The sequence below is a fragment of the Methylobacterium sp. A54F genome (genome assembly GCF_053346035.1).
Map to the genome: position 1 here is coordinate 12968 of NZ_JBKFBF010000005.1, position 26525 is coordinate 39492.

General features: G+C 72.0%; 26 protein-coding genes. 17 read left to right on the forward strand and 9 right to left on the reverse strand.

Annotated elements, in window-relative coordinates; translation table 11 throughout:
* Positions 1 to 79 precede the first annotated feature (79 nt).
* The 7 genes from ACLBXP_RS09765 to ACLBXP_RS09795 all read left to right on the forward strand — a co-directional run bounded on the left by ACLBXP_RS09765 (position 80) and on the right by ACLBXP_RS09795 (position 7215).
* Entirely contained in the window at positions 80 to 1249 is a 1170-nt protein-coding gene (locus tag ACLBXP_RS09765; RefSeq protein ID WP_447667445.1) for a cysteine desulfurase family protein, read from the forward strand.
* A 72-nt stretch (positions 1250 to 1321) separates the two neighbouring features.
* Entirely contained in the window at positions 1322 to 2791 is a 1470-nt protein-coding gene (sufB, locus tag ACLBXP_RS09770; protein WP_447667446.1) for a Fe-S cluster assembly protein SufB, read from the forward strand.
* A gap of 83 nt (positions 2792 to 2874) precedes the next feature.
* Positions 2875 to 3627, forward strand: coding sequence for a Fe-S cluster assembly ATPase SufC (gene sufC / locus ACLBXP_RS09775; protein WP_447667447.1), 753 nt, complete (start codon positions 2875 to 2877; stop codon positions 3625 to 3627).
* Between the two features lies 1 nt (position 3628).
* The gene (locus ACLBXP_RS09780; protein ID WP_447667448.1) at positions 3629 to 4951 is read left to right on the forward strand and encodes a SufB/SufD family protein; all 1323 of its coding nucleotides are present in this window, start codon (positions 3629 to 3631) and stop codon (positions 4949 to 4951) included.
* Between the two features lie 166 nt (positions 4952 to 5117).
* The gene (locus tag ACLBXP_RS09785; protein WP_447667449.1) at positions 5118 to 5570 is read left to right on the forward strand and encodes an endonuclease domain-containing protein; all 453 of its coding nucleotides are present in this window, start codon (positions 5118 to 5120) and stop codon (positions 5568 to 5570) included.
* A complete protein-coding gene (locus ACLBXP_RS09790) occupies positions 5567 to 6823 on the forward strand; it encodes a cysteine desulfurase (protein WP_447667450.1) in 1257 nt (418 codons plus the stop codon). The genes ACLBXP_RS09785 and ACLBXP_RS09790 overlap by 4 nt, the downstream gene beginning before the upstream one ends.
* Before the next feature lie 11 nt (positions 6824 to 6834).
* The gene (locus ACLBXP_RS09795) at positions 6835 to 7215 is read left to right on the forward strand and encodes an SUF system Fe-S cluster assembly protein (protein ID WP_447667451.1); all 381 of its coding nucleotides are present in this window, start codon (positions 6835 to 6837) and stop codon (positions 7213 to 7215) included.
* 7 nt (positions 7216 to 7222) lie between these two features.
* Here the strand turns inward: ACLBXP_RS09795 and ACLBXP_RS09800 are convergent, their stop codons facing one another.
* A complete protein-coding gene (locus ACLBXP_RS09800) occupies positions 7223 to 7819 on the reverse strand; it encodes a Uma2 family endonuclease (protein WP_447667452.1) in 597 nt (198 codons plus the stop codon).
* 147 nt (positions 7820 to 7966) lie between these two features.
* On the opposite strand from ACLBXP_RS09800, the gene sufA reads away from it, so the two are divergent.
* Positions 7967 to 8344, forward strand: coding sequence for a Fe-S cluster assembly scaffold SufA (sufA, locus tag ACLBXP_RS09805; RefSeq protein WP_447667453.1), 378 nt, complete (start codon positions 7967 to 7969; stop codon positions 8342 to 8344).
* 54 nt (positions 8345 to 8398) lie between these two features.
* On the opposite strand, the gene ACLBXP_RS09810 is transcribed toward sufA, so the two are convergent.
* The 3 genes from ACLBXP_RS09810 to ACLBXP_RS09820 all read right to left on the reverse strand — a co-directional run bounded on the left by ACLBXP_RS09810 (position 8399) and on the right by ACLBXP_RS09820 (position 11612).
* Entirely contained in the window at positions 8399 to 9460 is a 1062-nt protein-coding gene (locus ACLBXP_RS09810; RefSeq protein ID WP_447667454.1) for a diguanylate cyclase, read from the reverse strand.
* 117 nt (positions 9461 to 9577) lie between these two features.
* Positions 9578 to 11131, reverse strand: a complete 1554-nt coding sequence (locus ACLBXP_RS09815; protein WP_447667455.1) for a DEAD/DEAH box helicase — start codon at positions 11129 to 11131, stop codon at positions 9578 to 9580.
* A 202-nt stretch (positions 11132 to 11333) separates the two neighbouring features.
* Positions 11334 to 11612: a hypothetical protein gene (locus tag ACLBXP_RS09820; protein WP_447667456.1), complete on the reverse strand. Its 279-nt coding sequence runs from the start codon at positions 11610 to 11612 to the stop codon at positions 11334 to 11336.
* A 398-nt stretch (positions 11613 to 12010) separates the two neighbouring features.
* On the opposite strand from ACLBXP_RS09820, the gene ACLBXP_RS09825 reads away from it, so the two are divergent.
* The 6 genes from ACLBXP_RS09825 to ACLBXP_RS09850 all read left to right on the forward strand — a co-directional run bounded on the left by ACLBXP_RS09825 (position 12011) and on the right by ACLBXP_RS09850 (position 19173).
* The gene (locus tag ACLBXP_RS09825) at positions 12011 to 12871 is read left to right on the forward strand and encodes an outer membrane protein (RefSeq protein ID WP_447667457.1); all 861 of its coding nucleotides are present in this window, start codon (positions 12011 to 12013) and stop codon (positions 12869 to 12871) included.
* A 211-nt stretch (positions 12872 to 13082) separates the two neighbouring features.
* On the forward strand, positions 13083 to 13943 hold the full coding sequence (locus ACLBXP_RS09830; protein ID WP_447667458.1) for a transglutaminase-like domain-containing protein: 861 nt from the start codon (positions 13083 to 13085) through the stop codon (positions 13941 to 13943).
* A 94-nt stretch (positions 13944 to 14037) separates the two neighbouring features.
* Positions 14038 to 15420 carry an ethanolamine ammonia-lyase subunit EutB gene (locus ACLBXP_RS09835; protein WP_447667459.1) on the forward strand — a complete coding sequence of 461 codons (1383 nt, stop codon included), beginning with the start codon at positions 14038 to 14040 and terminating at the stop codon, positions 15418 to 15420.
* Positions 15417 to 16274 carry an ethanolamine ammonia-lyase subunit EutC gene (gene eutC / locus ACLBXP_RS09840; RefSeq protein ID WP_447667460.1) on the forward strand — a complete coding sequence of 286 codons (858 nt, stop codon included), beginning with the start codon at positions 15417 to 15419 and terminating at the stop codon, positions 16272 to 16274. Before ACLBXP_RS09835 ends, eutC begins: the two co-directional genes overlap by 4 nt.
* Positions 16275 to 16553: 279 nt before the next feature.
* Entirely contained in the window at positions 16554 to 18284 is a 1731-nt protein-coding gene (gene ilvD, locus ACLBXP_RS09845; protein WP_447667461.1) for a dihydroxy-acid dehydratase, read from the forward strand.
* The gene (locus ACLBXP_RS09850; RefSeq protein WP_447667462.1) at positions 18271 to 19173 is read left to right on the forward strand and encodes a tetratricopeptide repeat protein; all 903 of its coding nucleotides are present in this window, start codon (positions 18271 to 18273) and stop codon (positions 19171 to 19173) included. The genes ilvD and ACLBXP_RS09850 overlap by 14 nt, the downstream gene beginning before the upstream one ends.
* Before the next feature lie 36 nt (positions 19174 to 19209).
* Here ACLBXP_RS09850 and xth read toward each other — a convergent pair whose 3' ends face one another.
* Positions 19210 to 20004: an exodeoxyribonuclease III gene (gene xth, locus ACLBXP_RS09855; protein WP_447667727.1), complete on the reverse strand. Its 795-nt coding sequence runs from the start codon at positions 20002 to 20004 to the stop codon at positions 19210 to 19212.
* A gap of 79 nt (positions 20005 to 20083) precedes the next feature.
* On the opposite strand from xth, the gene ACLBXP_RS09860 reads away from it, so the two are divergent.
* The 3 genes from ACLBXP_RS09860 to glpX all read left to right on the forward strand — a co-directional run bounded on the left by ACLBXP_RS09860 (position 20084) and on the right by glpX (position 23391).
* Entirely contained in the window at positions 20084 to 20782 is a 699-nt protein-coding gene (locus tag ACLBXP_RS09860; protein WP_447667463.1) for a ceramidase domain-containing protein, read from the forward strand.
* Positions 20783 to 20933: 151 nt separating this feature from the next.
* The gene (locus tag ACLBXP_RS09865; RefSeq protein ID WP_447667464.1) at positions 20934 to 22256 is read left to right on the forward strand and encodes a homoserine dehydrogenase; all 1323 of its coding nucleotides are present in this window, start codon (positions 20934 to 20936) and stop codon (positions 22254 to 22256) included.
* Between the two features lie 136 nt (positions 22257 to 22392).
* A complete protein-coding gene (gene glpX, locus ACLBXP_RS09870) occupies positions 22393 to 23391 on the forward strand; it encodes a class II fructose-bisphosphatase (RefSeq protein ID WP_447667465.1) in 999 nt (332 codons plus the stop codon).
* Between the two features lie 49 nt (positions 23392 to 23440).
* Here glpX and ACLBXP_RS09875 read toward each other — a convergent pair whose 3' ends face one another.
* The 4 genes from ACLBXP_RS09875 to ACLBXP_RS09890 all read right to left on the reverse strand — a co-directional run bounded on the left by ACLBXP_RS09875 (position 23441) and on the right by ACLBXP_RS09890 (position 26518).
* Positions 23441 to 24313: a tetratricopeptide repeat protein gene (locus ACLBXP_RS09875; RefSeq protein ID WP_447667466.1), complete on the reverse strand. Its 873-nt coding sequence runs from the start codon at positions 24311 to 24313 to the stop codon at positions 23441 to 23443.
* A gap of 272 nt (positions 24314 to 24585) precedes the next feature.
* On the reverse strand, positions 24586 to 25680 hold the full coding sequence (locus tag ACLBXP_RS09880; protein WP_447667467.1) for a 5-(carboxyamino)imidazole ribonucleotide synthase: 1095 nt from the start codon (positions 25678 to 25680) through the stop codon (positions 24586 to 24588).
* Positions 25677 to 26180, reverse strand: a complete 504-nt coding sequence (gene purE / locus ACLBXP_RS09885) for a 5-(carboxyamino)imidazole ribonucleotide mutase (protein WP_447667468.1) — start codon at positions 26178 to 26180, stop codon at positions 25677 to 25679. The genes ACLBXP_RS09880 and purE overlap by 4 nt, the downstream gene beginning before the upstream one ends.
* 119 nt (positions 26181 to 26299) lie before the next feature.
* Positions 26300 to 26518 (reverse strand): YdcH family protein, encoded by a 219-nt coding sequence (locus tag ACLBXP_RS09890; protein WP_447667469.1) that lies wholly within the window; start codon positions 26516 to 26518, stop codon positions 26300 to 26302.
* Positions 26519 to 26525 lie beyond the last annotated feature (7 nt).

The window sequence follows — 26525 nt, forward strand, 5'->3', positions numbered from 1 at the left end:
CAGGCGCGGCCCTTAGCATGACGACGGGGGGCGAACGCAAGGATAAGCGCCACCCACCGGTTCTGCCGCAGGAGAGTTGATGAGCGAGCCCCGCGCCTACCTCGACCACAACGCCACCGCCCCGGTCCGTCCGGAGGTCGTGGCAGCGGTCGCGCGCGCGCTGGCGCTGCCCGGCAACCCCTCCTCGGTCCATGCCGAGGGGCGCGCCGCCCGCGCGGCGGTGGAGCGGGCGCGCGAGCAGGTCGGTCGCCTCGTGGGCGCGCCCGGTGAGCGGGTGGTGTTCACGAGCGGCGGCACGGAGGCCGCGAACACGGTGCTCTCGGGCGCCCTGGTCCGCGCCGGACAGCCCGCCCCGACCCGCCTGCTGATTGGCGCGACCGAGCACCCCTGCGTGTCGGCGGGCCACCGATTCCCGGCCGAGGCCGTCGAGGTGCTGCCCGTGCGCCCGGACGGCGTCGTCGATCTCGACGCGCTGCGCGAGCGCCTGGGCGCGCTGGCCGGCGAGAGCCTGCTCCTCTCCGTGCACGCGGCCAACAACGAGACCGGCGTCGTGCAGCCGCTCGCCGAGATCGTCGCCCTGGCGCGCGGCCACGGCCGCACCCTCGTCCACAGCGACGCGGTGCAGGCGGTGGGCAAGATCCCCCTCGACATGGCGGCCCTCGGCCTCGATGCCCTGACGCTGTCGGGCCACAAGTTCGCGGCGCCGAAGGGCGTCGGCGCCCTCGTCCTCGGGCCGGGCGTGAGCCTGGAGGCCGCCTTCGTGCGGGGCGGCGGGCAGGAGCGGCGCCTGCGCTGCGGCACCGAGAACCTGCCCGGCATCGTCGGCCTCGGCGAGGCCGCCGCGATCGCGGGCGCGAACCTCCCGGCGGAAGCCGGGCGCCTCGGGCGGCTGCGGGACGGGCTCGCGGCGGCGGTGGTGGCGCGAGCGCCCGACGCGGTGGTGTTCGGCGCGGGCGCCGAGCGGCTGCCGAACACCCTGAGCTTCGCGGTGCCCGGGCTCGATGCCCCGACGGCCCTGATTGCCCTCGACCTCGCGGGCGTCTCGGTGTCGTCGGGCTCGGCCTGCGCCTCCGGAAAGGTCGCGCGCTCCCCCGTGCTGGCGGCGATGGGCGTGAGCCCTGCGCTGGCCGCGGGGGCGCTGCGCGTGAGCATGGGCTGGAACACGCTCGAAAGCGACGGGGCCCGCTTCCTCGACGCCTTCGAACGCGTGGTTTCGTCCCTATATAAGCGGCGAGGGGAGGCGGCCTGAGGGGCCGCCGCCGCACGCCATCTCGCGAGAAAACCCCCGGCCCTTGACGCCGGTGACGGTAGGAGAAGCCTGATGCCTGCAGTGCAGGATACCGTCGATCGCGTTCGCGCCATCGATGTCGACCAGTACAAGTACGGGTTCGAGACCACGATCGAGATGGAGAAGTCCGAGAAGGGCATCTCCGAGGACGTGGTGCGCTTCATCTCGGCCAAGAAGAACGAGCCGGCCTGGATGCTGGACTGGCGCCTCGACGCCTACAAGCGCTGGCAGACGATGAAGGAGCCCGACTGGGCGCGCGTCTCCTACGACAAGGTCGACTACAACGACATCTACTACTACGCGGCCCCCAAGCGCCCGGCCGCGCAGTCGCTCGACGAGATCGACCCCGAGATCCTCAAGACCTACGAGAAGCTCGGCATCCCGCTCCGCGAGGTCGAGATGCTGGAGGGCATCGCCCCCGAGCGCCGGGTCGCGGTGGATGCGGTGTTCGACTCGGTCTCGGTGGCCACCACCTTCAAGAAGGAGCTGGAGAAGGCCGGCGTGATCTTCATGCCGATCTCCGAGGCCGTGCGCGAGCACCCCGAGTTGGTGCGGAAGTACCTCGGCTCGGTCGTGCCGGTGACGGACAACTTCTTTGCGACGCTGAACTCGGCCGTCTTCTCGGACGGGTCGTTCGTCTACATCCCGCCGGGCGTGCGCTGCCCGATGGAGCTGTCGACCTACTTCCGCATCAACGAGCGCGACACCGGCCAGTTCGAGCGCACGCTGATCATCGCCGACAAGGGGAGCTACGTCTCCTACCTCGAGGGCTGCACCGCCCCGAAGCGCGACGACAACCAGCTCCACGCGGCCGTGGTCGAGCTCGTCGCGCTCGAGGACGCCGAGATCAAGTACTCGACCGTCCAGAACTGGTACCCGGGCGACAACGAGGGCAAGGGCGGCATCTACAACTTCGTGACGAAGCGCGGCGATTGCCGCGGCGCCCGCTCGAAGATCTCGTGGACGCAGGTCGAGACCGGCTCGGCGATCACCTGGAAGTACCCGTCCTGCATCCTGCGCGGCGACGATTCCCGCGGCGAGTTCTACTCGATCGCGGTGTCGAACGGCATGCAGCAGGTCGATTCCGGCACCAAGATGATCCACCTCGGGCGTAACACCACCAGCCGGATCATCTCCAAGGGCATCTCGGCCGGGCGCTCGCAGAACACCTACCGGGGCCTCGTCTCGGCCCACAAGAAGGCCAAGGGCGCGCGCAACTTCACGAACTGCGACTCGCTCCTGATCGGCGACCAGTGCGGCGCGCACACCGTGCCCTACATCGAATCGAAGAACGCGTCCGCGGTGTTCGAGCACGAGGCCACCACCTCGAAGATCTCCGAGGACCAGAAGTTCTACTGCCTGCAGCGCGGCCTCTCCGAGGAGGAGGCGACCGCCCTCATCGTGAACGGCTTCGTCCGCGACGTACTGCAGCAACTGCCCATGGAGTTCGCCGTGGAGGCCCAGAAGCTGATCTCGATCAGCCTCGAAGGCTCGGTGGGCTGAGGGCCCGCGCCGTCCGGGGCCGGCGGAACCCGCCGCCCCGGAGCCGCCCTCTTCGTTCGTATGTCTGACTTTCGGAACTGACTATGCTTGAGATCAAGAACCTCGTCGTGCAGATCGAGGACAACCGCATCCTGAACGGCCTCGACCTCACCGTGAGGGACGGCGAGGTCGCCGCCATCATGGGCCCGAACGGGTCCGGCAAGTCGACGCTCTCCTACGTGATCGCCGGCAAGGAGGACTACGAGGTCCTCGAGGGCGAGATCCTGCTCAACGGCGAGAACATCCTGGAGATGGGCGCCGACGAGCGCGCGGCCGCCGGCATCTTCCTGGCCTTCCAGTACCCCCTGGAGATCCCGGGCGTCGGCACCATGACGTTCCTGAAGGCGTGCCTCAACGCGCAGCGCAAGGCGCGGGGCGAGGCGGAGCTGTCGACGCCCGACTTCATCCGGCAGGTCAACGCGGCCGCCGACCGGCTCGAGATCAACAAGGAGATGCTCAAGCGCGCGCTCAACGTCGGTTTCTCGGGCGGCGAGAAGAAGCGCATGGAGATCCTCCAGATGGCGCTGCTGCAGCCGCAGTTCTGCGTCCTCGACGAGACCGATTCGGGCCTCGACATCGACGCCCTGCGCATCGTCTCCGAGGGCGTGAATGCGCTCCGTGCCGAGGGGCGCTCCTTCCTCGTCATCACCCACTACCAGCGGCTCCTCAACCACATCGTGCCCGACACCGTGCACGTCATGTCGAAGGGCCGCATCGTGAAGTCGGGCGGCAAGGAGCTGGCGCTGGAGCTCGAGGCGTCCGGCTACGCCGAGTACCGCGCGAACGAGGCGGCCTGACATGGCGGACATCACCAACCTGCGCTCGCCGGCCGAGGCCGGCCTGTCGAAGCTGTTCGAGGCCTCCCGCCGGAGCTTCGCCGCCGAGGAGACGATCAGCCGCGAGGAAGCGTTCAAGTTCTTCGAGGCGACCGGGCTGCCGAGCCGGCGCGTCGAGGCCTTCAAGTACACCGACCTGCGCGCCGCGATGACCGAGGCCGCGCCGCCGGCCGAGGCGCCCTCCGCCGAGCTCGCCGCGGCGGCCGTCGCCGGGGCCACCGGCTTCTCCGGGATCGAGGCGGCGCGCCTGACCTTCGTCAACGGCCACCTCGTGCCGGCGCTGTCGGACCTCGACCGCATCCCCGCGGGCGTCACGGTGGTGCCGATGACCGAGGCCCTCGCCAAGGGGAACCCGGCGCTGCGGCAGCTCGCCCCCGTGGCCCAGGCCCGCGAGAACCCGGTCTACCAGCTCAACACAGCCTTCCTGGCGGACGGCGCGGTGATCGCGGTCGCGCCCGGCGCGAAGCCGGAGACGCCCCTGCACCTGCGCTTCGTCGGCGCGGGCGAGGCGGCCTTCTCGACGGCGACCCGCGCGCTGGTGACGGTGGGCGAGGGCGCCGACGTGACCCTCTTCGAGAGCCACGAGGGGCCGGACGGGGTCACCTGCCAGCTCAACGACGCCCTCGACGTGGTGGTGGGGGCGGGCGCCACCTTCCGGCACACCCGCATCAACGCGGAGGGCAACGCCGCGATCGCGCTGTCCAGCCTGTCCGTGCGCCTCGACACCGGGGCGAGCCTGGAGACCGTCAACCTGGTCACGGGCGGCGTGCTCTCGCGCCACCAGATCTTCCTGCACGTCGCCGGCGAGGACACGAACGCGATCGTCAACGGCGCGACGATGCTGGGCGACGGGCAGCTCGCCGACTCGACGCTGCTCGCCGACCACGCGGCGGTCGGCGGCGTCGGCCGCGAGCAGTTCAAGACCGTGATCGACGGCGACGCCACCGGCGTGTTCCAGGGCAAGATCATCGTCCGGCAGGCCGCCCAGAAGACCGACGGCAAGATGAAGTCCGACTGCCTGCTCCTCACCGACGAGGGGCAGATGATGAACAAGCCCGAGCTGGAGATCTTCGCCGACGACGTCGCCTGCGGCCACGGGGCCACCTGCGGCGCGCCGGACGAGGACCTGCTGTTCTACCTGATGGCCCGCGGCCTGCCGCGGCCGCAGGCCGAGAGCCTGCTCGTCCAAGCCTTCCTGGGCGAGGCCGTCGAGGTGGTGAGCCACGAGGGCGCCCGCGCCGCGCTGGTCGCCAGGATCGAGGCGTGGCTGGCGCAGCGGGGGTGACGGACGCGAGAACACCCTCCCCCCTCCGCGGGGGAGGGTGCCTGCGGAGCAGGCGGGAGAGGGGAGCGGCCTGTCCGGATACGGACCACGCCTTTCCGGGCCCGCTCCGTGCAGGTTGCTCCCGCTCGAAGGGAGCGACGGAAGGCCCGAGGCTGGATTTGGCTTGATGGAGAGACCCGCGAAGCTGAACGATGTCCCGCCTCGCCTGCGCGCGTCGGCTCGCGAGCAGCGCCGGCTCGCGACCCGCGCCGAAGCCATGTTCTGGGAGCAGGTGCGGGCCGGCCGGCTCCTGGGTGTGAAGTTCAAGCGCCAGGTTCCCGTCGCGCCCTACATCGCCGATTTCCTCTGTGCGTCGGCAGGCCTCATCGTCGAGTTCGACGGCGAGCCCCACCTCTCGGAGGAGCGCCGGACGCGCGATGCAGCCCGCGATGCCTGGCTCGCGGCGCAGGGCTTCCAGGTCCTCCGTTTTCCCAACGACCTCGTGTTCGCCGATCTCGGTCGGGTGATGGATGCCGTCGCCGCAGCCATCGAGGACCGGGGTTTCCCCTCTCCCGCCTCGCTCCGCGAGGCACCCTCCCCCGCAGTGGGGGGAGGGTCGTCAACCGGCATGGCTCGATGAACGCACCCGTCCTCCAGGCCCCCTACCAAGCCCCCTACGACGTCGCGGCGATCCGGAAGGAATTCCCGATCCTGTCCGAGACGGTCTACGGCAAGCCGCTGGTCTACCTCGACAACGCGGCCTCCGCGCAGAAGCCGCGGGCGGTGATCGACGCGATGGTCCGCTGCATGGAGACGGGCTACGCGAACGTGCATCGCGGCCTGCACTTCATGGCGAACGCGGCGACGGAGGGCTTCGAGGAGGCCCGCGAGACCACGCGGCAGTTCCTCAACGCTGCTTCGACGGACGAGATCATCTTCACCCGCAACGCCACGGAGGCCTACAACCTCGTGGCCTCGTCGATGGGCTGGGCGGGCCTGATCGGGGAGGGGGACGAGATCATCCTCTCGATCATGGAGCACCATTCCAACATCGTGCCCTGGCACTTCCTGCGCGAGCGCAGGGGCGCCGTCATCAAGTGGGCGCCGGTGGACGACGACGGCAACTTCCTCGTCGAGGAATACGAGAAGCTGTTCTCGCCCCGCACCCGAATGGTGGCGATCACCCACATGTCGAACGTCCTCGGCACGGTGACGCCGGCCGAGGAAATCGTGCGCATTGCCCACGCCCACGGCGTGCCGGTGCTGCTCGACGGGGCGCAGAGCGCCGTGCACATGCCCATCGACGTGCGGGCGCTCGATTGCGACTTCTACATCTTCACCGGGCACAAGGTGTACGGGCCGACCGGCATCGGCGTGCTCTACGGCAAGCGGGAGTGGCTCGATCGGCTGCCGCCCTACCAGGGCGGCGGCGAGATGATCCGCACCGTCAGCGAGGACGCGATCACCTACAACGACCCGCCGCACCGCTTCGAGGCCGGGACGCCCGCCATCGTCGAGGCGGTGGGCCTCGGCGCCGCGCTGGAATTCATGATGGGCCTCGGCCGCGAGGCCATCGCCGCGCACGAGGCGGACCTCACCGCCTACGCGCAGGAGCGCCTCGGTGCCATGAACGCCCTGCGGCTGATCGGGCAGGCGCGCGACAAGGGCGGCGTCATCGCCTTCGAGGTGAAGGGCGCGCACGCCCACGACATCGCCACGGTGATCGACCGGCAGGGCGTCGCGGTGCGGGCCGGGACCCACTGCGCGATGCCGCTGCTGACGCGCTTCGGCGTCACCTCCACCTGTCGCGCCTCGTTCGGATTGTATAACACCCGTGCGGAAGTGGATGCCCTGGCCGAGGCCCTCGCCAAGGCCGAGATGCTGTTCGCCTGAGAGTTGAAGACATGTCCGACGCGACGATCACCGGCGGCGCCAACGCCCCCGCGGTGGAGGGAGCCTCCGCCATCCCGGCCGAGGAGCTCGACCGGCTCACCGACTCCATCGTGGCGGCCCTCAAGTCCGTCTACGACCCCGAGATCCCGGCCGACATCTACGAGCTCGGCCTGATCTACAAGGTCGACATCGACGACGACCGCAAGGTCGCGATCGACATGACGCTGACCGCCCCGGGCTGCCCCGTGGCCGGCGAGATGCCGGGCTGGGTCGAGAACGCGGTGGCGGCCGTGCCGGGGGTCCAGTCCTGCTCCGTGACCATGGTGTTCGATCCCCCGTGGGATCAGAGCCGGATGTCCGACGAGGCCCGCGTCGCCCTCGACATGTGGTGAGCCGGCCTCAGCGCGGGTGCGGCGCGTCCGGCGGCGCCTCGAAGGTCAGGCCGTCGTAGAGGTCGGCGAGGCTCAGGGCCGCGCCGATCGCCGGCAGGGGAACCACGTCAGAGAGGCCCTCGAAGCTGCGGGTGTCCCAGCCACCGTCGCCGCGCTCGTACAGGGTCACCCCCGGCCAGCGGGTCTCCACGAGCAGGATGTAGGCGAGGCTCGGGTGGCGCCTGTATTCGTCCAGCTTGCGGATCCGATCGATCGAAGCGGTCGAGGGCGACAACACCTCGACCACGAGGCGCGGCGCGCGGTTCTCGTAGGTATCGCGAACCAGTGCCCCGCACTCGACCGTGACGTCCGGGCGGCGCAAGTTCTGGATCGCCGTGCGCGTGGCGACGGCGGCGGTGGTGGGTCGGAAGCTTGTTCCGCGAAGCTGGTTCCCGAGGCCGGCGATGACGTTCACGACCACGCGGTCATGCTGCATGCTCACCCCGGTCATCATCTTGACGTGCGGCACCGGCAACCCGTCGACGAGTTCGTAGAGGCCGGCCTGCGTCTCCTGCCAGGTGAAGAATTCCTCCACCGTCATGCGCCGCGGTGCGGGCTCGGCCATCGTGCTCTCCGGGTCGCGGAGGCAGCGTAGCACGACGCGGCCGCGACGGCGCCGGTGGACCGGCGCCCCGCGGATGCTTATCTTGCGGATGTCCCGCAAACCCTCACCCGCCCGGGCCTTGAACCCGGCCGCCGGAGAGCCAGACGAATGTCCACGCGTTTCAAGGTGATGTCGCTGACCGATGCAGCGGCCGAGCGTATCAAGTCGATCATCGCGGATGCCGAGCGGCCGATCGCCGGCCTGCGGGTCGGCGTGAAGAACGGCGGCTGCGCCGGCATGTCCTACACGATGGAGTACGCCGACGCGCAGAAGCCCGGCGAGGACATGATCGAGGATCGCGGCGTGCGGGTCTTCATCGACCCGAAGGCGGTGCTGTTCTTGCTCGGCACCGAGATGGATTTCCAGACGAACAAGCTCTCGGCCCAGTTCGTCTTCAACAACCCCAACCAGACCTCGGCCTGCGGCTGCGGCGAGTCGGTGGCCATCACCCCGGCGAACCCCGAGGCGCTGCACGCGCCGGCCTGACCGGCCCCCTCCCTTGGCCCCCCGCCCGAAGGGCGGGGTGATGATCCGGCCCGCTCAGGCGACCTCGGACAGGGCCCCGGCGCTGTGGTCGTCCACCCAGCGGTTGCGCCCCTTGCGCTTGGCCGCGAACATGCAGAGGTCGGCCCGCTCCAGGAGCGAAACCGGCGTGTCGCCCCGCCGGTAGGTCGCGATCCCGAGCGAGACCGTCACCTTACCAAGGGACTCGCCGGTCGAGCGCTTGACGAGCTCCCGGCCCATCACGCTGACGCGCACCTTCTCGGCGAGCGCGCAGGCCGCCTCACGGTCCGTGTCGGGCAGCAGGATGCCGAACTCCTCGCCGCCGAAGCGGGCCAGCGTGCCGCCGGTCCGCACGTGCTCGCGCATGACGATGCCGATGAGCCGCAGCACCTGGTCGCCGGTGAGGTGCCCGTAGAGGTCGTTGAAGCGCTTGAAGAAGTCGATGTCGAGCACGATCAGGCTCGAGGGCGTGCCGCGCTGCGCCGAGGTCTCGACGATGCGGTGCAGCGCCTCCTCGAAGTCCTTGCGGTTCGAGAGGCCGGTGAGCGGGTCGGTCCGGCTCTCGACCCGGCTCGCCTCCAGGGTCTCGCGCAGCGTCTCGATCTCGCCGCGGCTCTCGCGCATGCGGGCCTCGAGGGTCCTGTTGTTGGCGGCCACCTCGCGGGTCGTGGCGACGAGGGCCGTGACGATCTCGCGGATGCGCACGCGGGTCAGGGCCGGGCTCGCGAGGTCCTGCGTCAGGGCCCGGAGGGATTCGCCGAACTGCGCCGTCGAGCCCAGCGAGAGATCGAGGGTCTCCATGATGCCCGCGATCTCGGTGAGGAGCCCGGCGCTCATGGCATCCGCCGCCGCCGACAGGCGGCGACCGTCGATATAGCTCTCGTAGAACCCGTCGACGTCGGCGGGCGACAGGCTGCCGTTCTGGGCGGTGAGCCGCTTGATCGCGTCGTTCATCAGCGGCTGCTCGCCGGAGACGTACGTGTACCAGACCGTGTAGGAGCGCGGCGCCGCGGAGGGGCCGTAGTCGCGCATCAGCTCCGTCGCGCGCCGGGACAGGGCGAAGCTGCGGTCGCGGTCACCCTGGCTGCTGTCGCTCATGCGCCTACCGTTTCCCGAAGCTCTCAAGCCCCGGCCCAGGCGGGCAGGACTTTAGTCGCCCCCATCCTGCACGACCGCGGTGGATGGAGGGTTAAGCTTCGGGGCCGAAGGTGCGGCCTACTTGCGCTTTTTCACGCCCGTCGGACGGAGCAGGAACGCGGGGACGTGGTCGCCGAGGCCCTGGGGCGTCGCGCCCTCGTCCTCGTCGCCGCGGCGGCGTCCGCGGCGGTCGTCGCGCGGGCGCTCCGGCGCCGGGCGCGGGGCGGGCGCGGCGCGGGGAGCCGGCGCGGGCGCCGCCTCGGGCTCCTCGACGCGGCTGCGGCTCGGTGCGGCGGCCCGGCGGCCGGAGGCCGGGCGCCCTTCACCGGCGCTGCGCCCCTCACCGGAAGTACGCCCTTCACTGGCGCTGCGCCCCTCGCCGGAAGCGCGCCCTTCACCGGAGGAAGCCTTGCCGCGGGTGCGGCGGCCCGTCTCCGCGCCCCGGGGCGTGCGCCCGCGGTGGCGGCTGCGGGTCTCGCCCTCGGGCTCGTCCTCGCCGAGGCTGCCGAGATCGCCGTCGAGCCAGGCGATCGGCTGGCCGATCAGGGCCTCGATGGCGTGGAGCGAGCGGTCGTCGCCGCGGCTCACCAGCGTGAAGGCGTGTCCCTCGCGGCCTGCGCGCCCGGTCCGGCCGATGCGGTGGACGTAGTCCTCCGGGTGGTGCGGCACGTCGAAATTGAAGACGTGGCTGACGGCCGGGATGTCCAGGCCGCGGGCGGCGACGTCGCTCGCCACGAGCAGGGGCGTCTCGCCGCTGCGGAAATTGTCCAGCGCCGCCATGCGGGCGCGCTGGTCCATGTCCCCGTGCAGCGCCGCGACGCTGAAGCCGTGGCTGGCGAGCGACTTCTGCAGCTGCGCCACGTCGCGCTTGCGGTTGCAGAAGATGATGCCGTTCCGGAGCTCGGCCTCGCCGCGGATGAGGCGGCGCAGCCGGTCGCGCTTGGCGTGGCCCTCGCCGCCGGTGGCGACGAGGCGCTGCACGATGGTCTCCGCCGTGGAGGCCGGGCGCGCCACCTCGACCCGCTGCGGGGTGTGCAGGAACATGTCGGCCAGCCGCTCGATCTCCGGCGGCATGGTGGCCGAGAAGAACAGGGTCTGCCGGGTGAAGGGCACCATCTTCACGATGCGCTCGATGTCCGGGATGAACCCCATGTCGAGCATGCGGTCCGCCTCGTCGATGACGAGGAGCTCGACGCCAGTGAGGAGCAGCTTGCCGCGCTCGAAATGGTCGAGCAGGCGGCCCGGCGTGGCGATGAGCACGTCGGTGCCCCGCGTCAGCTTGGCGTCCTGGTCCGCGAAGGAAACGCCGCCGATGATGAGCGCGACGTTGAGCTTGTGGTTGGTGCCGTAGCGCTCGAAGTTCTCCTCCACCTGCGCGGCGAGCTCGCGGGTGGGCTCGAGGATCAGCGTGCGGGGCATGCGGGCGCGGGCCCGGCCCGTCTCCAGCATGGTGAGCATCGGCAGCGTGAAGGCCGCGGTCTTGCCGGTGCCGGTCTGCGCAATGCCGAGGACGTCGCGCCGGGCGAGGACGTGGGGGATGGCCTGCGCCTGAATCGGCGTGGGTTCCGTGTAGCCGGCCGTCGTTACGGCCTGGAGGACCTTGTCGCTCAATCCGAGGTCGGCAAAAGACATATTCTCTCGAGAACCGTTGCGCGCGGGAAGTGGCCGGCCGACGCGGAGGAGATCGTCGCGGCACCGGCGGAGCGGTCAACTCGTCTGCTAACCCGCCGCGCACGCGAGTGCCGGGACACTTAGAGCCTTGGCGCGCCTTGTCAATCCGGCGCGTGCGCAACCCAGCCGCTTATCCGCTGCCCGGTGGCGGCGCCGGCCGGCCTCAGGGGCGCAGGCCGGTCCGCAGGGCGCAGGGGTCGAGGCGGACGGCGCGGGCGCCGTCGCCGATCGAGCCCGTGGTCTCCGGGTCGGCCAGCCCCTGCGCGGTTAGAAGAGCCGGGCCGAAGGGGTTCGGCGCGATGCGGGCGAGGTGGTAGGTCGCCGTGCAGGCGATGAGGATCACGGGCAGCGCGATGCCGAGCGTCCAGGCGAGGAGGCCCGTACGGGCCGTCTCGGGCATGCCTGGGAGCGGATGCTCCGCGCTGTCGAGGTCGTCCGCCACTGCCGCCGCTCCCTGACCGCGGCAGCCGCGCCGCGGGACGATCGCGGGCAGGATGCAGCAGCATGGTTAAGGCATCCCTGCCGGCGGCACCGGCATGAAAACGCAGGCGTCCACGCGCTCGCGCACCATCGTTCCGGATCGGCGCGCCAGGCCCCAGCAATGTTCGTAAACATAGGCGTCGCGTAGGCCGGTCCATCGTTCCGTCGATGCTTCACGAACCCGCGATGTGCGCCGGAGCACATCGCTCCGGCGCCCGGCCTCATCTCTGCCTAACCTTCATCGTTCGTTGACGCATCACGGCTCATCTAGCCGAGCTTGTTGCAGGAAAGCGACAGACCGATGGCCGACCAGGGCCTAGAAGCGCGCCGGCTTTCGCCAACCAGGACCAGTGGACAACAATGAAGAAGATTCTCCTCGCCTCGACCCTCCTCGCCGGCATGGGCGCCGCCGCCTCCGCGGCCGACCTGCCGCGCCGTGCCGCCCCGCCGCCGGTCTTCCAGCCGGTGCCGGTCTTCACGTGGACGGGCTTCTACGCGGGTTTCAACGCCGGCTACGCCTTCGGCTCGGATGACAGCCGCAACAACAACGTCTTCAACCCGAACGCCAACATCCAGGGCGCGACGCTCGTCGCCCCGGCCGGCGCAGCGGTGGCCTTCTCGAACAGCAACCGCGAAGGCTTCACGGGCGGTGGCCAGGTTGGCTACAACTACCAGTTCACGCCGGGCTCGGGCGTGGTGATCGGCGTCGAGGCCGACGCCCAGTACCTCGACTTCGGCGGCCGCCGCTCGCGCTACGCCGTCGTCGGCGGCCTGCCGACCAGCGGCAACCTGACCTTCATCGATCCCCGCGGCGCCACCGGCCTCGACTTCTTCGGCACCGTGCGCGGCCGCATCGGCTACGCCTTCGACCGCGTCATGGTCTACGGCACCGGCGGCTTCGCCTACGGCTCCGGCGATTCCGACCGCTACGCCGGCCTTGCCCGCAACGACGACTTCCGCACCGGCTGGGCCGCCGGCGGCGGCATCGAGTACGCGCTGCCGACCGATTCCTTCCTGAACTTCTTCCGCTCCTCGGCGGTGACGCTGAAGGTCGAAGGTCTGTACGTGAATCTCGACCGCTCGAACCGCAACCAGGGCCTGATCGCCGCCAACGCCGCGACCGGCGCCACCTACAACCTGGCGAACTTCGCCCTCGGCCGCCGCGACGACGACTTCGCCGTCGTTCGCGCCGGCATCAACTACAAGTTCGGCTCGTACTGAGACCCGGATCCGTCTGCCCCTCCGGTCCGCCGGGCCGGGGCGACCTCTCGAAAAGCCCGGCCGCAAGGCCGGGCTTTTCCGCGTTCCGGGGGCCGCTCGCCTGGCCCGCAACGCGTCGGCCCGCGCCGCGTTGAGGCGAAGGCCGAGCCCCGCGCCGGGCCGGGCGTGAGCCTTGCAAGGCTGCGGGACCGACGACCCCAAGGAGCACGCGGTGAAGTACACACTCGGCTGCAGCCTGTCCTACAACATCCTCTCGGACACGACCTTCATCTTCAGCCTGGAGGTGGCGCGCCTGAAGAGTCTGGAGATCCTCAGCGAGAGCCTCGTGCTCACGCCGAACCTCAAGCGCGACCTCTACACCACGCCGGACCTGCTGAACCGCTACCTCGGGGTGAACGTGGCGCCCGGGCAGTTCGCGCTGGAATACAATGCCGAGGTCGACCTCACCGTGCACCGGGCGGATCCCGCGACCGTCAACGAGACGCCGATCGCGCAGCTCCCCCTCGACATCCTGCCCTTCCTGCTGCCGAGCCGCTTCGTCTCCTCGGACCGGCTGACCCCGTTCGCCCAGGCCGAGTTCGGAAACCTCCCGAAGGGCCACCAGCGGGTCAACGCGATCTGCAACTGGATCCACGACCACCTCACCTACCAGCCGGGTACCAGCGACGGGGAGACCACGGCGGACGAGAGCCTGCTGCGCCGCGCCGGCGTCTGCCGCGATTTCGCGCATCTCGGCACCGCCTTCTGCCGGGCGCTCGGCATCCCGGCCCGCTTCGTGAGCTGCTACGCCCACGGCCTCGTGCCGAGCGACTTCCACGCGGTGTTCGAGGCCTACCTCGACGGGCGCTGGTGGCTGTTCGACGCGACGCGCCAGGCCGACCTCGACGGGCTCATCCGCATCGGCGTCGGCCGCGACGCCGCCGAGATCGCCTTCTCGACCCCCTACGGCAACATGCAGCCCGTCAACCAGCAGATCCGGATCCAGCGCTCGGACGGGCTCGGCAGCCCGCCCCAGCGCACCATCGACGCGATCTCGACGGAGATCCCCGCCCCCCATGCGGGCGCGATGTAAATGTGAGAGGCTGTGTGGGGGGCATCAGCCCCGTCATGGGGGCCGGGAGCCCCTGTCATGGGGGCCGGGAGCCCCCGCCGTTCCGGAAGCGCCCATGGCCTATCGCCACGTCGTCGGCCCGAGGACATGGGCCTTCGCGGACCTCGCCACCCTGATGGCCAAGGCGACGCCGCCCCGCTCCGGCGACCGGCTCGCCGGCATCGCCGCGGAGAGCGCCGAGGAGGGCTCGGCCGCCCGCTGGTGCCTCGCCGAGGTGCCCCTCAGGGACATCCTCGCCCGGCCGCTGATCCCCTACGAGGCCGACGACGTCACCCGCCTGATCCTCGATTCCCACGACGGGGCGGCCTTCGCCGAGATCGCCCACCTGACGGTGGGCGACTTCCGCGAGTTCCTGCTCACCGCCTCGTCGGAGACCCTCGCGCGGATCGCCCCCGGCGTGACGCCGGAGATCGCCGCGGCGGTCTGCAAGATCATGCGCAACCAGGACCTGATCCTGGTGGCCCGCAAGGCGCGGGTCGTCACCCGCTTCCGCAACACGATCGGGTTGCCCGGCACGCTGGCGGTCCGCCTGCAGCCGAACCACCCGGCGGATGACCCGGCCGGCATCACCGCCTCGATCCTCGACGGGCTCGCCTACGGCTGCGGCGACGCGGTGATCGGCATCAACCCGGTCTCCGATTCGGTGGCGGGCCTCACACGGCTCCTGCACCTCCTCGACGAGCTGATCCGGCGCTTCGAGATCCCGACGCAGGGGTGCGTCCTCACCCACGTCACCACGACCCTGGAGGCCATGAACCGCGGCGTGCCGGTGGACCTCGTGTTCCAGTCGGTCGCCGGGACGGAGGCGGCGAATGCCGGCTTCGGCGTCAGCCTCGCGATCCTGCGCGAGGCGCACGAGGCCGCGCTCGCCCTCGGCCGGGGGACGCTCGGCGACAACGTGATGTACTTCGAGACGGGCCAGGGCTCGGCCCTCTCGGCGGACGCCCATCACGGCATCGACCAGCAGACCCTGGAGGCCCGCGCCTACGCGGTCGCCAGGGCCTTCCGGCCACTCCTCGTCAACACGGTGGTGGGCTTCATCGGGCCCGAATACCTCTACGACGGCAAGGAGATCATCCGGGCGGGGCTCGAGGACCATTTCTGCGGCAAGCTGATGGGCGTGCCCCTCGGGGTGGACGTCTGCTACACGAACCACGCCGAGGCCGACCAGGACGACATGGACACCCTGCTGACCCTGCTCGGCGCGGCGGGCTGCACCTACGTGATGGGGGTGCCGGGCGCCGACGACGTGATGCTGAGCTACCAGTCGACGTCCTTCCACGACCAGCTCTACCTACGCGAGGTGCTGGGCCTGCGGCGAGCGCCGGAGTTCGAGGCCTGGCTCCAGGCGATGGGCCTCACCGACGCGGCGGGCGCCCTGCTGCCCGGCGGCCCGGCCACCCGTCTCCTCGCCGCCGCCCCGGAGGCCGCCGCATGAGCGGGGACGGAGCCCCGGGCGAGCGGCCGGATGCCGCCCCGGATCCCTGGATCCGCCTCGCGCGGCTGACGCCCGCCCGGATCGGCCTCGGCCGCGCCGGCAGCGGCCTGCCGACCCGCGAGGTCCTGCGCTTCGGCCTCGCCCACGCCCAGGCGCGCGACGCCGTGCACACGCCGATGGACGCGGAGGCGGTGGCCCGCGCGATCGAGGATCTCGGCTTCGAGACGCTGACCGTGGCCTCGAAGGCGCCGGACCGGGCGAGCTACCTGCGCCGGCCCGACTGGGGGCGGCGCCTGTCCGAGGAGAGCCTAGCGGCGCTCGCCGCCCGCGCGGGGGGCGATACCCCCGACGACGCCCCGGACCTGGCGCTGGTCGTCGCCGACGGCCTCTCGGCCCGCGCCGTCCACGAGGGCGCCGCGCCCCTGCTGGCGGCGCTGCAGCCGCACGTCGCGGAGGCCGGCTGGCGCGTGGCGCCCGTCGCGGTGGCGGTGCAGGCCCGGGTCGCCCTCGGGGACGGCATCGGCGCGGCGCTGGGCGCGCGGGCGGTGGCGGTGGTGATCGGCGAGCGGCCGGGCCTGTCCTCGCCCGACAGCCTGGGGATCTACCTCACCTACGCGCCGCGCCCCGGACGCTCGGACGCGGAGCGCAACTGCATCTCGAACGTCCGCGCCGCCGGCCTGCCCCATGCGGCGGCGGCTGCCCGCCTCGCCTGGCTCCTCACCCAGGCCCTCGCCCGCGGCCTCACCGGGGTCGGGCTCAAGGACGAGAGCGACCGCCTGCCGGAGCGGCCCGAGGCCCGGGCCGGGCTACCGGGGGCCGCGGGCCAGTCGCCGGCAACCGGCGAGCCCGCCTGACGGATCTCGGGGGCCGCCCAAGCGTGGCTGTGGCGGGGTCGCCACACCGCGAAAGCATCCCGGTTTTGCCCCGAGCCCTGCCCTCATCCGCCGCGATCCCGCCATAAACCGGGACCACCTCATGCTCGGCGGTAAACGACAGTTCCCCCAACGATTTACTGCCTGGTCACGCGTGACTTCCCGATCGCCGTACAGGGCCTTCCGCACGGTGTTTCGCGGAGGCTCGCGGCCACCCGGGACGCACGCCAGCGTACAGGGACCGGGGGCGCGAGATGCACGATGGACGCGCGTTCGAACGATAAGTCGAGACTGCCGAGCCGGCACGTCACCGAGGGGCCCGAGCGCGCGCCGCACCGGTCCTACCTCTACGCGATGGGCCTCACGCGCGAGCAGATCCACCAGCCCCTCGTCGGGGTCGCCTCGTGCTGGAACGAGGCCGCGCCCTGCAACATCTCGCTGATGCGCCAGGCGCAGGCGGTGAAGAAGGGCGTCGCGGCCGCCAACGGCACCCCGCGCGAGTTCTGCACGATCACGGTCACGGACGGCATCGCCATGGGCCACGGGGGCATGCGCGCCTCGCTGCCCTCCCGCGAGGTCATCGCCGATTCGGTCGAGCTGACCATCCGGGGCCATTCCTACGACGCCCTCGTGGGGCTTGCCGGCTGCGACAAATCCCTGCCCGGCATGATGATGGCCATGGTGCGCCTCAACGTGCCCTCGATCTTCATCTACGGCGGCTCGATCCTGCCGGGCTCCTTCCGGGGCAAGCCCGTCACCGTCCAGGACCTGTTCGAGGCGGTGGGCCGCCACGCGGTCGGCGACATGAGCCTGGAGGACCTCGACGAGCTGGAGCAGGTGGCCTGCCCGTCGGCCGGCGCCTGCGGCGCGCAGTTCACGGCCAACACCATGGCGACCGTCTCCGAGGCGATCGGCCTCGCGCTGCCCTACTCGGCCGGCGCGCCCGCGCCCTACGAGATCCGCGACAAGTTCTGCGCCGCGGCCGGCGAGAAGATCATGGAGCTGATCGCCCGCAACATCCGCCCACGCGACATCGTCACCCGCAAGTCCCTGGAGAACGCCGCGACCGTGGTGGCGGCGTCGGGCGGCTCGACCAACGCGGCGCTGCACCTGCCCGCCATCGCGCACGAGTGCGGGATCGCGTTCTCGCTGTTCGACGTGGCCGAGATCTTCCGGCGCACGCCCTACATCGCCGACCTGAAGCCCGGCGGGCGCTACGTCGCCAAGGACCTGTTCGAGGTCGGCGGCATCCCGCTCCTCATGAAGACGCTCCTCGACAACGGCTTCATGCACGGCGACTGCCTCACCGTCACCGGCCGCACCATGGCGGAGAACCTCGCGAAGGTCGCCTGGAACCCCGACCAGGACGTGGTGCGCCGCGCCGACGCCCCGATCACCCCCACGGGCGGCGTCGTCGGCCTCAAGGGCAACCTCGCGCCCGAGGGCGCCATCGTGAAGGTCGCCGGCATGCCGGCCGACAAGCAGGTCTTCACCGGCCCGGCCCGCGTCTTCGACAACGAGGAGGCCTGCTTCGCGGCGGTGCAGGGCCGAGCCTACCAGCCCGGCGACGTGCTGGTGATCCGCTACGAGGGCCCGAAGGGCGGCCCCGGCATGCGCGAGATGCTGTCCACGACCGCGGCCCTCTACGGCCAGGGCATGGGCGACAAGGTCGCGCTGATCACGGACGGGCGCTTCTCGGGCGCCACCCGCGGCTTCTGCGTCGGCCATGTGGGCCCCGAGGCGGCCGTCGGCGGCCCGATCGGCCTCCTTCGGGACGGGGACGTCATCACCCTCGACGCCGTCCAGGGCATCCTGTCCGTGGCGCTCTCGGACGACGAGCTCGCGGAGCGCCGCAAGGCCTGGACGCCCCGGGGCAACACCGCGACCTCCGGCTACCTCTGGAAGTACGCGCAGACCGTCGGACCCGCCGTCAACGGCGCCGTCACCCATCCGGGCGGCGCCCAGGAGACGCAGACCTATGCGGACATCTAGGACTGACCTTTGCCGGCCCGCGCGGCCGGCCGGGGCCGATCCGGGTCGGTCCCTGCGGTCGCGCCCCGCCGGCACCGCCGCCCTGCTCGCGGGCCTGCTCGCGCTCGGCCTCACCCTGGCGCCGGCGCCCGCCGTGCGGGCCCTCGACGCCTCGGCCCGGACCCCCGTGCCCGAGAAGGGCTACCGCTCGGCGCGCGACGCCCTGCGCACCGGCGTGCGCGAGTACAATGCCGGCGACAAGGAGGGCGCGGCGCGCGCCCTCGAATACGCCGCCGGCCAGGGCCACGCGCTCGCCCTGTGGAAGCTCGGCCGCATGTACGCCGAGGGGGACGGCGTGCCGCACGACGACCTGAAGGCCTTCGAGTTCTTCTCGCGGATCGCCGACACCGGCACCGACGAGGGCCCCGACGCGCCGAACTCGGGCGTGGTGTCGAGCGCCTTCACGGCGCTCGGCAGCTACTTCCTCGACGGGATCAAGGGCACCTACGTGCGCCCGAACCCCGAGCGCGCCTACGATATGTTCAACTACGCGGCCTCCTACTTCGGGGACCCCAACGCGCAGTACAACCTCGCCCGGCTCTACCTCGATGGCACCGGCGTCGAGGCCGATCCGCGCCAGGCCGCGCGCTGGTTCAACCTCGCCGCGGAGAAGGGGCACCACCCGGCCCAGGCGCTCCTCGGCGACCTCCTCGTCAACGGCCTCGGCGGCATGCCCGTGCAGCGCGCCCGCGGCCTGATGTGGCTCTCGCTCGCCCGCGACGGCGCGCAGGGGCGCAAGGACGACTGGATCGTCGCGCTCTACGAGAAGAACTGGGCGAGCGCCACGGAGGACGACCGCGCCGAGGCGCAGGCCCAGATGACGGGCGCGACGGGCAAGCGCCGGCGCTGAGGGGAGGGGCCGGTCCGGCGGGCGCCGGGCGGGGCCTCAGGCGTCCGCGAGCTCCACGGTGACCGGCACGTGGTCGGACGGCTTGTCGAGGCCCCGCAAGTGCTTCTGCACGGAGGCCGAGACCAGGCGGTCGGCGGCCTGCGGCGAGAGCAGCAGGTGGTCGATGCGGATGCCGAAGTTCCGCGGCCAGGCCCCGGCCTGGTAGTCCCAGAAGGTGTAGAGGCCGGGTCGGGGGTCGCAGGCCCGCACCGCATCCGTGAAGCCCTCGGCGAGGAGCGCCCGGAAGGCGGCGCGCGAGCGCGGCAGGAACAGCGCGTCGGCGGCCCAGGCCTCCGGGTCGGCCGCGTCCTCGGGCTCCGGGATCACGTTGTAGTCGCCGGCCAGCACCAGGGCCTGCTCGGACGCGACGAGGGCGCGGGCGTGGCGGCGCAGGCGATCCAGGAAGGCGAGCTTGTAGGAGTATTTCGGGCTGTCGACGGGATTGCCGTTCGGCAGGTAGATCGAGGCGACCCGCACGGGCGCCACGCCCTCGCCGCTCACCAGGCCCTCGATGTAGCGGGCCTGCTCGTCCGCCTCGTCGCCGGGCAGGCCGCGGCGGACCTCGCCGAGCCCGAGGGGCGCCCGCACAAGCAGGGCGACGCCGTTATAGGCCTTCTGGCCCAGCGTCTCGACCGCGTAGCCCGCCGCCTCGACCTCGGCGCGGGGGAAGCCCGCATCTTGGCACTTCAGCTCCTGCAGGCAGACCACGTCGGTCTTCGCCTCGTCCAGGAAGGCGAGGAGGTGCCCGGTCCGCTGCTTGACCGAATTCACGTTCCAGGTGGTGATCCGCATGGGGCTACCGCTGTCAGGGGGGACCGTCATCGGGCCTTCGCGCCGGGCTGACAAGCCGGGCCGCGCGGAGGAGGCGGGGATGGCGGGGGCGGATGGCTGGTTCGAGCCGGTTCGGGCCTATTGCGAGCGGCTCGACGGGAGCTTCTGGGCGGAGCCCCTGAACGCGGGCACGAACCTCGCCTTCCTGGCGGCCTCGGCCGCCGCCCTGCACCGCGCCGTGCGGGCGGGAGACCGGACGGGCGGGGCCTTGGCCCTCCTCGTGGGCGTCGTCGGAATCGGCTCCTTCCTGTTCCATACCCTGGCGGTGCGCTGGTCGATGCTGGCGGACGTGATCCCGATCGCGCTGTTCATCCACGCCTACTTCCTCGTCGCCATGCGCCGCTTCCTCGGCCTCGGCGCGGCCGCGGCGGTCGGCGCGACCCTCGTCTTCGCGGCCTTCGGCTTCGTGCTGGTCCCGGCCCTCGAGGCGTCGTTCCCGGGGATCGGGGAGGCCACCAACGGCTCCCTCGATTACCTGCCGGCGCTCCTCGCCCTCGGGGGCGTCGCGGCGAGCCTCGCACCCCGGGACGGCGCGGCCGCCCGCCGGCTCCTCGGCATCGCCGGCCTGTTCCTCGGCTCGCTCGCCGCCCGGACGCTCGACCGCGCGGCCTGCGGGAGCCTGCCGACCGGCACGCACGGGGTCTGGCACGTCCTCAACGCGGCCGTGCTCTACGGCCTCGTGGCGCTCGCGATCGAAGCGCGGACCGCCCGGCGCGCCGCACCCGCCCCGGGCGCCTGAAGGACGGGAAGGCGGGGCTCCCCGGCTTCCTTGCACGCCCGGGGGAAACGTTGCAGAAGATCCCGCCGCGGCGCTGGGCCGCGGCACGACGTATCGGCCCGCGCGGAGGTCGGCCGGATGGCCGCCGGCGCCGGCCCACGGAACACGCGCCATGACTCAGAGCCTCCGCCTCGGCGTCGCCGGCCTCGGCACCGTCGGCGCCTCCGTCGTCCGGATGGTCGCGCGCCGGGCGGAGGCGCTCTCCGCCGCCACGGGCCGGGAGATCCGCGTCACCGCCGTCTCCTCGCGCGACCGCAACCGCGACCGCGGCCTCGACCTCACGGGCGTCACCTGGTTCGACGACCCGGTGGCCCTCGCGGGCGCGCCAGAGGTCGATTGCGTGGTCGAGCTGATCGGCGGCGCGGAGGGCGCGGCCAAGGCCACCGTCGAGGCCGCCATCGCGGCCCGCAAGCACGTGGTGACCGCCAACAAGGCGCTGCTCGCCCGCCACGGGGCGGCGCTCGCCGCCGCCGCGGAGGCCAACGGCGTGGCGCTCGCCTACGAGGCCTCGGCGGCCGGCGGCATCCCGGTCGTGAAGGCTCTCCGCGAGGGCCTACCCGGCAACACGGTTTCGCGCGTCTACGGAATCCTCAACGGCACCTGCAACTACATCCTGACCCGGATGGAGCTGGAGGGCCTGACCTTCGAGGCCTGCCTCAAGGACGCGCAGGCGCTCGGCTACGCCGAGGCCGACCCGACCTTCGACGTCGAGGGCTTCGACACCGCCCACAAGCTCGCGATCCTGACGAGCCTCGCCTTCGGCACGGCGATCGACGCCGAGGGCGTCTCGGTCGAGGGCATTTCCGGCGTCCAGCCCCTCGATCTCCGGATGGCCGACGAGCTCGGCTACCGCATCAAGCTCCTCGGCGTCGCGCAGGCCGCGGCCGGCGGCATCGAGCAGCGCGTGCACCCGACCATGGTGCCGAAATCCTCGCCCATCGCCCAGGTCATGGGCGTCACCAACGCCGTCACGGTCGACGCGGACGCGGTGGGCGAGCTGACCCTGATCGGGCCCGGCGCCGGGGGCGAGGCCACGGCCTCGGCGGTGGTCGCCGACGTGGCGGACGTCGCCGCGGGGCTGGTGCGCCCGGTCTTCGGGCGGCCGCACGGCTCGCTGCGCCCCGCCTCGCGGGTCGAGATGCAGCGGCACGAGGGCGGCTACTACATCCGCCTCACCGTCCACGACCGGCCGGGCGTCGCGGCCGGCGTCGCCACCCGCATGGCCGAGCGCGAGATCTCGCTGGAGAGCATCCTCCAGCGCCGCACCGAGAGTGCCGCCTCGCAGGACCCGCACGGCCGCTCGGGCCAGCCGGTGCCGCTGGTGCTGATCACCTACGCGGCCACCGAGGGCAATATCCGCGCGGCCCTCGATGCCATCGCGGCGGACGGACTCCTCGCCGAATCGCCGCAATTGATCCGCATCGAGCGCGACTGACCGACAGAATCACGCGGATCTGGCGCGATTCCGTCGGAAAAAACGCGGATCGGGCATTTCCGGCGGCCTCACCGTCATCGAAGATGCTCCCACACGGCACCGCCGCAGAACGCGGGCCGGCAGGGTTGAGGAAACGATGGCTGACGCGGTCACTTCGGCGGCGTGGGGCGCGGCTGCCCGCACGCTGACCCTGGAACTGGCACGGGTGACGGAGCGGGCCGCCGTCGCGGCCGCCGAGCTGCGCGGCCAGGGCAACGAGAAGGCGGCCGACCAGGCGGCGGTCGACGCCATGCGGGAGGAGCTGAACGGCCTTCCGATCGACGGCACCGTGGTGATCGGCGAGGGCGAGCGCGACGAGGCGCCGATGCTCTATATCGGCGAGCGCCTGGGCCGGGAGAGCGAGCGCGGCGGGCTCGCGGTGGACCTCGCGGTGGACCCGCTCGAAGGCACCACCCTCTGCGCCAAGGACATGCCCGGCGCCATCGCGGTGATGGCCATGGCCGAGCGCGGCTCGCTGCTCGCCGCCCCCGACGTCTACATGCAGAAGATCGCCATCGGCCCCGGCTACCCGCCCGGCCTCGTCGACCTCGACGCGAGCCCGGCCGACAACATCGCGGCGCTCGCCCGCGCCAAGGGCGTGGCGCCGGCGCAGATCACCGCGATCATCCTCGACCGGCCCCGCCACGCCGCCCTGGTCGCGGCGGTGCGCGAGACGGGGGCCGGCGTGCGCCTGATCTCGGACGGCGACATCGCGGGCATCATCTTCACCACCCGCCCGGAGGAGACCGGCGTCGACATCTACCTCGGCACCGGGGCCGCCCCCGAGGGCGTGATCGCCGCCGGGGCGTTGCGCTGCATCGGCGGCCAGATGCAGGGCCGGCTGATCCTCGACAGCGCCGACAAGCGCGCGCGGGCCGAACGGATGGGCATCCGCGACCCGGGCCGGATCTACGACCTGATGGATCTCGCCCGCGGCGACGTCATCGTGGCGGCGACCGGCGTGACCGACGGGGCGCTCCTGCGCGGCGTCCGCTTCAGGCCCGGAAGCATCGAGACCGAAACGGTGATCTACCGCTCCGCCACCGGCACCGTCCGCCGCATCGTCACCGAGCATCGCCGCATGGAGCGGGACTGAGCGGCCGAGCCGAGGCGCGGGCTCACCGAGGGAGCCCGCCGCGAACGCCTCAGTTGAACAGCGAGCCGACGCCGCCCTGGACGCGGCCGAGGCCCTGCTTGGCGATCGGGTTCTGCGGGTCGATCTGGGCGGCGCGCTGGTAGCTCTCGGCCGCTTCCTTGCGGCGGTTCGACTTCTCGTAGGCGAGGCCGCGATAGGCCCAGGAGGTCGCGTCCTTGTTGTTCACGTTGAGCGCCGCGTTGTAGTCCTCGATCGCCTTGTCGAACTGGTTCGTGGCGATGAGGCTCTGGCCGCGGGCGGCGTAGGGTGCGCTCACGAAGGGGTTGCGGTCGATCGCGGCGTCGAAGTCGGCGATGGCGGACTGGTTCTGCCCCTGCTTCTGCCGGACGAGGCCGCGGGCGTGATACGCCTCGGCCGATTCCGGGGTCAGGCGGATCGCCTGGTTGAGGTCGTTGGTGGCGCCGTCGAGGTCGCCCTGCGCGCGCAGCACGTTCGCGCGGCCGATATAGGCCGGCGCGTAGCGCGGGTCGGCGGTGATCGCCTTCGAGAAGTCCTGCAGCGCTGCGTCGTTGCGGCCGGTCTGGCGGAAGGCGAGCGCCCGGTTGTTGTAGGCGGAGGCCGAGTTCGGATCGAGCTGGATCGCCTTGCCGAAATCGGCGATCGCGTCGCCGAACTGGCCCGAGCGCGCGTAGGCCGCGCCGCGGGTGTTGTAGGCCGACGCGTCGTTCGGGTTGCGCTGGATCACCTCGGTGAGCGAGGCGATGTTCACGGTGGTGGCGCCCGTGGTGTCGGTCTCAAGCACCGCGAACTGCTTCGGTCCGGCGGCGCTGCCCACGGTTTCGCAGCCGGCCAGCGCCGCGGCCGCGAGCGCCGCCGCTCCGACCAGCCCGAACTTCGATCCCCGCACGCGCAGTGACGTCATTGCCCCACTCTCCTCGGCCGGGCGCGCGAGCCTCCGCGCACCTCCGATCCGCGACCTGCCGCCCACGCCCGGCCGAGCCCTCGCGATGAGCCCGTGCACGTTCGCCGATTGCGGTGAATGCCCGCTTAAGGCCGCGCGACGTTCCCGCTGAAGCGAGCGGATGTGGCGAAGGTATGGCCCGGGGGGAGGGGCCGGTTGCGGGGGCCGGCGCGCGGTGCTCGCGAGGCCCCGGGTGTGGCGCGCAGGACCCAGGTTTCGCGCGCCGCCGGGCCTCAGGGAATCAGCCGCGTCACGTGCCCCATCTTGCGTCCGGCCCGGGCCTCGCCCTTGCCGTAGAGGTGCAGGTGCGCGCCGGGCTCGCCGAGCAGCGCGCGCCAGGTTCCGGCCTCGTCGCCGATCAGGTTGCGCATCTCCACGGCCATGCCGCCGGTGCGGGCCGGCGAGCCCAGGGGCCAGCCGCAGACGGCCCGGACGTGCTGGGCGAACTGCGAGGTCAGCGCCCCCTCGATGGTCCAGTGCCCGGAATTGTGGACCCGCGGCGCGATCTCGTTGACGACGAGGTGCTCGCCCGCCCCGTCCCGCACCAGGAACATCTCGACGGCGAGCACGCCCACGTAGTCGAGGGCCTCGGCGATGCGGCGCGCGATCTCGACCGCGGCCGCCCCGGTCTCCGGCGCGAGGCCGGGAGCCGGCACGCGGGTCAGCGCCAGGATGTGGTCGCGATGCTCGTTCTCGCAGAGGTCGTAGGCCGCGAAGGAGCCGTCGGCGGAGCGCGCGGCCACCACCGAGACCTCCCGCTCGAACGGCACGAAGCCCTCGAGGATCAGGGGCGCGCCGCCGAACTCGGCCATCACCGAGGAGCGGTCCACCAGCCCGTCCGCCCGGATCATCCGCTGGCCCTTGCCGTCGTAGCCGAAGCGGCGGGTCTTCAGCACAGCCGGCCGGCCGATGGCCGAGAGCGCCCGGTCGAGGTCGTCGCCGGAATCGACCACGCGGAACGGGGCGGTCGGGATACCGAGCTCGTTGATGAAGCTCTTCTCGGTGAGCCGGTCCTGCGTGATGGCCAGCGCCCGGGCGCTCGGGTGGAGGGGCGCGTGGGCGGACAGGACCTCTGCGGTCTCGCGGGGGATGTTCTCGAACTCGTAGGTCACCACGTCGACGCTGTCGGCGAAGCGCGCCAGCGCCTCCGCGTCGTCGTAGGCCGCGCGGGTCGCCACGGCGGCGGCGTCGAAGGCCGGGCTGTCGGCATCCGGGGCGTAGACGTGCACCCGGAGCCCGTAATTCGCCGCCGCCAGGGCGATCATGCGGCCGAGCTGCCCCCCGCCGACGATGCCGAGGGTGGAGCCGGGTTCGATCTGTCGGGTCACGGGGTGCTGGTCTCGCTCTCCGGGCGCTCCGCCACGGCCTCGGTCTGCGCGGCCCGCCAAGCATCGAGGCGCAGGGCCAGCCCCTCGTCCCCCAGCGCCAGCACGGCGGCGGCGAGGAGAGCCGCGTTCACGGCGCCGGCCCGGCCGATCGCCAGGGTGCCCACCGGGATCCCGGCCGGCATCTGCACGATGGACAGCAGGCTGTCCTGGCCGGACAGCGCCTTGGACTCCACGGGCACGCCGAACACCGGCAGGCTCGTCATGGCGGCGGCCATGCCGGGCAGGTGGGCGGCCCCGCCCGCTCCGGCGATCACCACGCGAAAGCCCTCGGCCCGCGCCCCCTTGGCGAAGGCCACCAGGCGGTCCGGCGTGCGGTGGGCGGAGACGATCCGGCAGTCGTGGGCGACGCCGAGGGCGTCGAGGGTCTCGGCGGCGTGGCGCATGGTGGCCCAGTCCGACTGGCTCCCCATGATGATCGCGACCGGGGGCGCTGCCGCCATCGTGGTCAACCCGTGAACGTGGGAGGCCGGACGGCCGAAGGGGCGCCCGAGCCCGTCATCGCCGCATACAGGCGCGCCGCCGCCCCGGCAAGGCGACGGCCGGCCCCGATCCACCGCTCTCAGGCGATGATGTCGGGGGTGATCTGGTCCTCGAGGTAGGAGATGCGGTCGCGCAGGGTGAGCTTGCGCTTCTTCAGGCGCTGGATCTGGAGCTGGTCGCCCAGGATGGTGCGCTCCAGCGCGTCGATCGCCCCGTCCAGGTCGCGGTGCTCCTCGCGCAGCCGCGCCAGCTCGCCGACGATCTCGGCCTGCCCATCCTCGACCAACCTAACCGTCATGCCGCAT

What these genes read in the sequence shown, in the direction of transcription:
- ACLBXP_RS09765 (WP_447667445.1), top strand. Translation starts at nt 80, where the DNA reads ATGAGCGAGCCCCGCGCCTACCTCGACCACAACGCCACCGCCCCGGTC.
- sufB (WP_447667446.1), top strand. Translation starts at nt 1,322, where the DNA reads ATGCCTGCAGTGCAGGATACCGTCGATCGCGTTCGCGCCATCGATGTC.
- sufC (WP_447667447.1), top strand. Translation starts at nt 2,875, where the DNA reads ATGCTTGAGATCAAGAACCTCGTCGTGCAGATCGAGGACAACCGCATC.
- ACLBXP_RS09780 (WP_447667448.1), top strand. Translation starts at nt 3,629, where the DNA reads ATGGCGGACATCACCAACCTGCGCTCGCCGGCCGAGGCCGGCCTGTCG.
- ACLBXP_RS09785 (WP_447667449.1), top strand. Translation starts at nt 5,118, where the DNA reads ATGGAGAGACCCGCGAAGCTGAACGATGTCCCGCCTCGCCTGCGCGCG.
- ACLBXP_RS09790 (WP_447667450.1), top strand. Translation starts at nt 5,567, where the DNA reads ATGAACGCACCCGTCCTCCAGGCCCCCTACCAAGCCCCCTACGACGTC.
- ACLBXP_RS09795 (WP_447667451.1), top strand. Translation starts at nt 6,835, where the DNA reads ATGTCCGACGCGACGATCACCGGCGGCGCCAACGCCCCCGCGGTGGAG.
- ACLBXP_RS09800 (WP_447667452.1), bottom strand. Translation starts at nt 7,819, where the DNA reads ATGGCCGAGCCCGCACCGCGGCGCATGACGGTGGAGGAATTCTTCACC.
- sufA (WP_447667453.1), top strand. Translation starts at nt 7,967, where the DNA reads ATGTCCACGCGTTTCAAGGTGATGTCGCTGACCGATGCAGCGGCCGAG.
- ACLBXP_RS09810 (WP_447667454.1), bottom strand. Translation starts at nt 9,460, where the DNA reads ATGAGCGACAGCAGCCAGGGTGACCGCGACCGCAGCTTCGCCCTGTCC.
- ACLBXP_RS09815 (WP_447667455.1), bottom strand. Translation starts at nt 11,131, where the DNA reads ATGTCTTTTGCCGACCTCGGATTGAGCGACAAGGTCCTCCAGGCCGTA.
- ACLBXP_RS09825 (WP_447667457.1), top strand. Translation starts at nt 12,011, where the DNA reads ATGAAGAAGATTCTCCTCGCCTCGACCCTCCTCGCCGGCATGGGCGCC.
- ACLBXP_RS09835 (WP_447667459.1), top strand. Translation starts at nt 14,038, where the DNA reads ATGGCCTATCGCCACGTCGTCGGCCCGAGGACATGGGCCTTCGCGGAC.
- eutC (WP_447667460.1), top strand. Translation starts at nt 15,417, where the DNA reads ATGAGCGGGGACGGAGCCCCGGGCGAGCGGCCGGATGCCGCCCCGGAT.
- ilvD (WP_447667461.1), top strand. Translation starts at nt 16,554, where the DNA reads ATGGACGCGCGTTCGAACGATAAGTCGAGACTGCCGAGCCGGCACGTC.
- ACLBXP_RS09850 (WP_447667462.1), top strand. Translation starts at nt 18,271, where the DNA reads ATGCGGACATCTAGGACTGACCTTTGCCGGCCCGCGCGGCCGGCCGGG.
- xth (WP_447667727.1), bottom strand. Translation starts at nt 20,004, where the DNA reads ATGCGGATCACCACCTGGAACGTGAATTCGGTCAAGCAGCGGACCGGG.
- ACLBXP_RS09860 (WP_447667463.1), top strand. Translation starts at nt 20,084, where the DNA reads ATGGCGGGGGCGGATGGCTGGTTCGAGCCGGTTCGGGCCTATTGCGAG.
- ACLBXP_RS09865 (WP_447667464.1), top strand. Translation starts at nt 20,934, where the DNA reads ATGACTCAGAGCCTCCGCCTCGGCGTCGCCGGCCTCGGCACCGTCGGC.
- glpX (WP_447667465.1), top strand. Translation starts at nt 22,393, where the DNA reads ATGGCTGACGCGGTCACTTCGGCGGCGTGGGGCGCGGCTGCCCGCACG.
- ACLBXP_RS09875 (WP_447667466.1), bottom strand. Translation starts at nt 24,313, where the DNA reads ATGACGTCACTGCGCGTGCGGGGATCGAAGTTCGGGCTGGTCGGAGCG.
- purE (WP_447667468.1), bottom strand. Translation starts at nt 26,180, where the DNA reads ATGGCGGCAGCGCCCCCGGTCGCGATCATCATGGGGAGCCAGTCGGAC.
- ACLBXP_RS09890 (WP_447667469.1), bottom strand. Translation starts at nt 26,518, where the DNA reads ATGACGGTTAGGTTGGTCGAGGATGGGCAGGCCGAGATCGTCGGCGAG.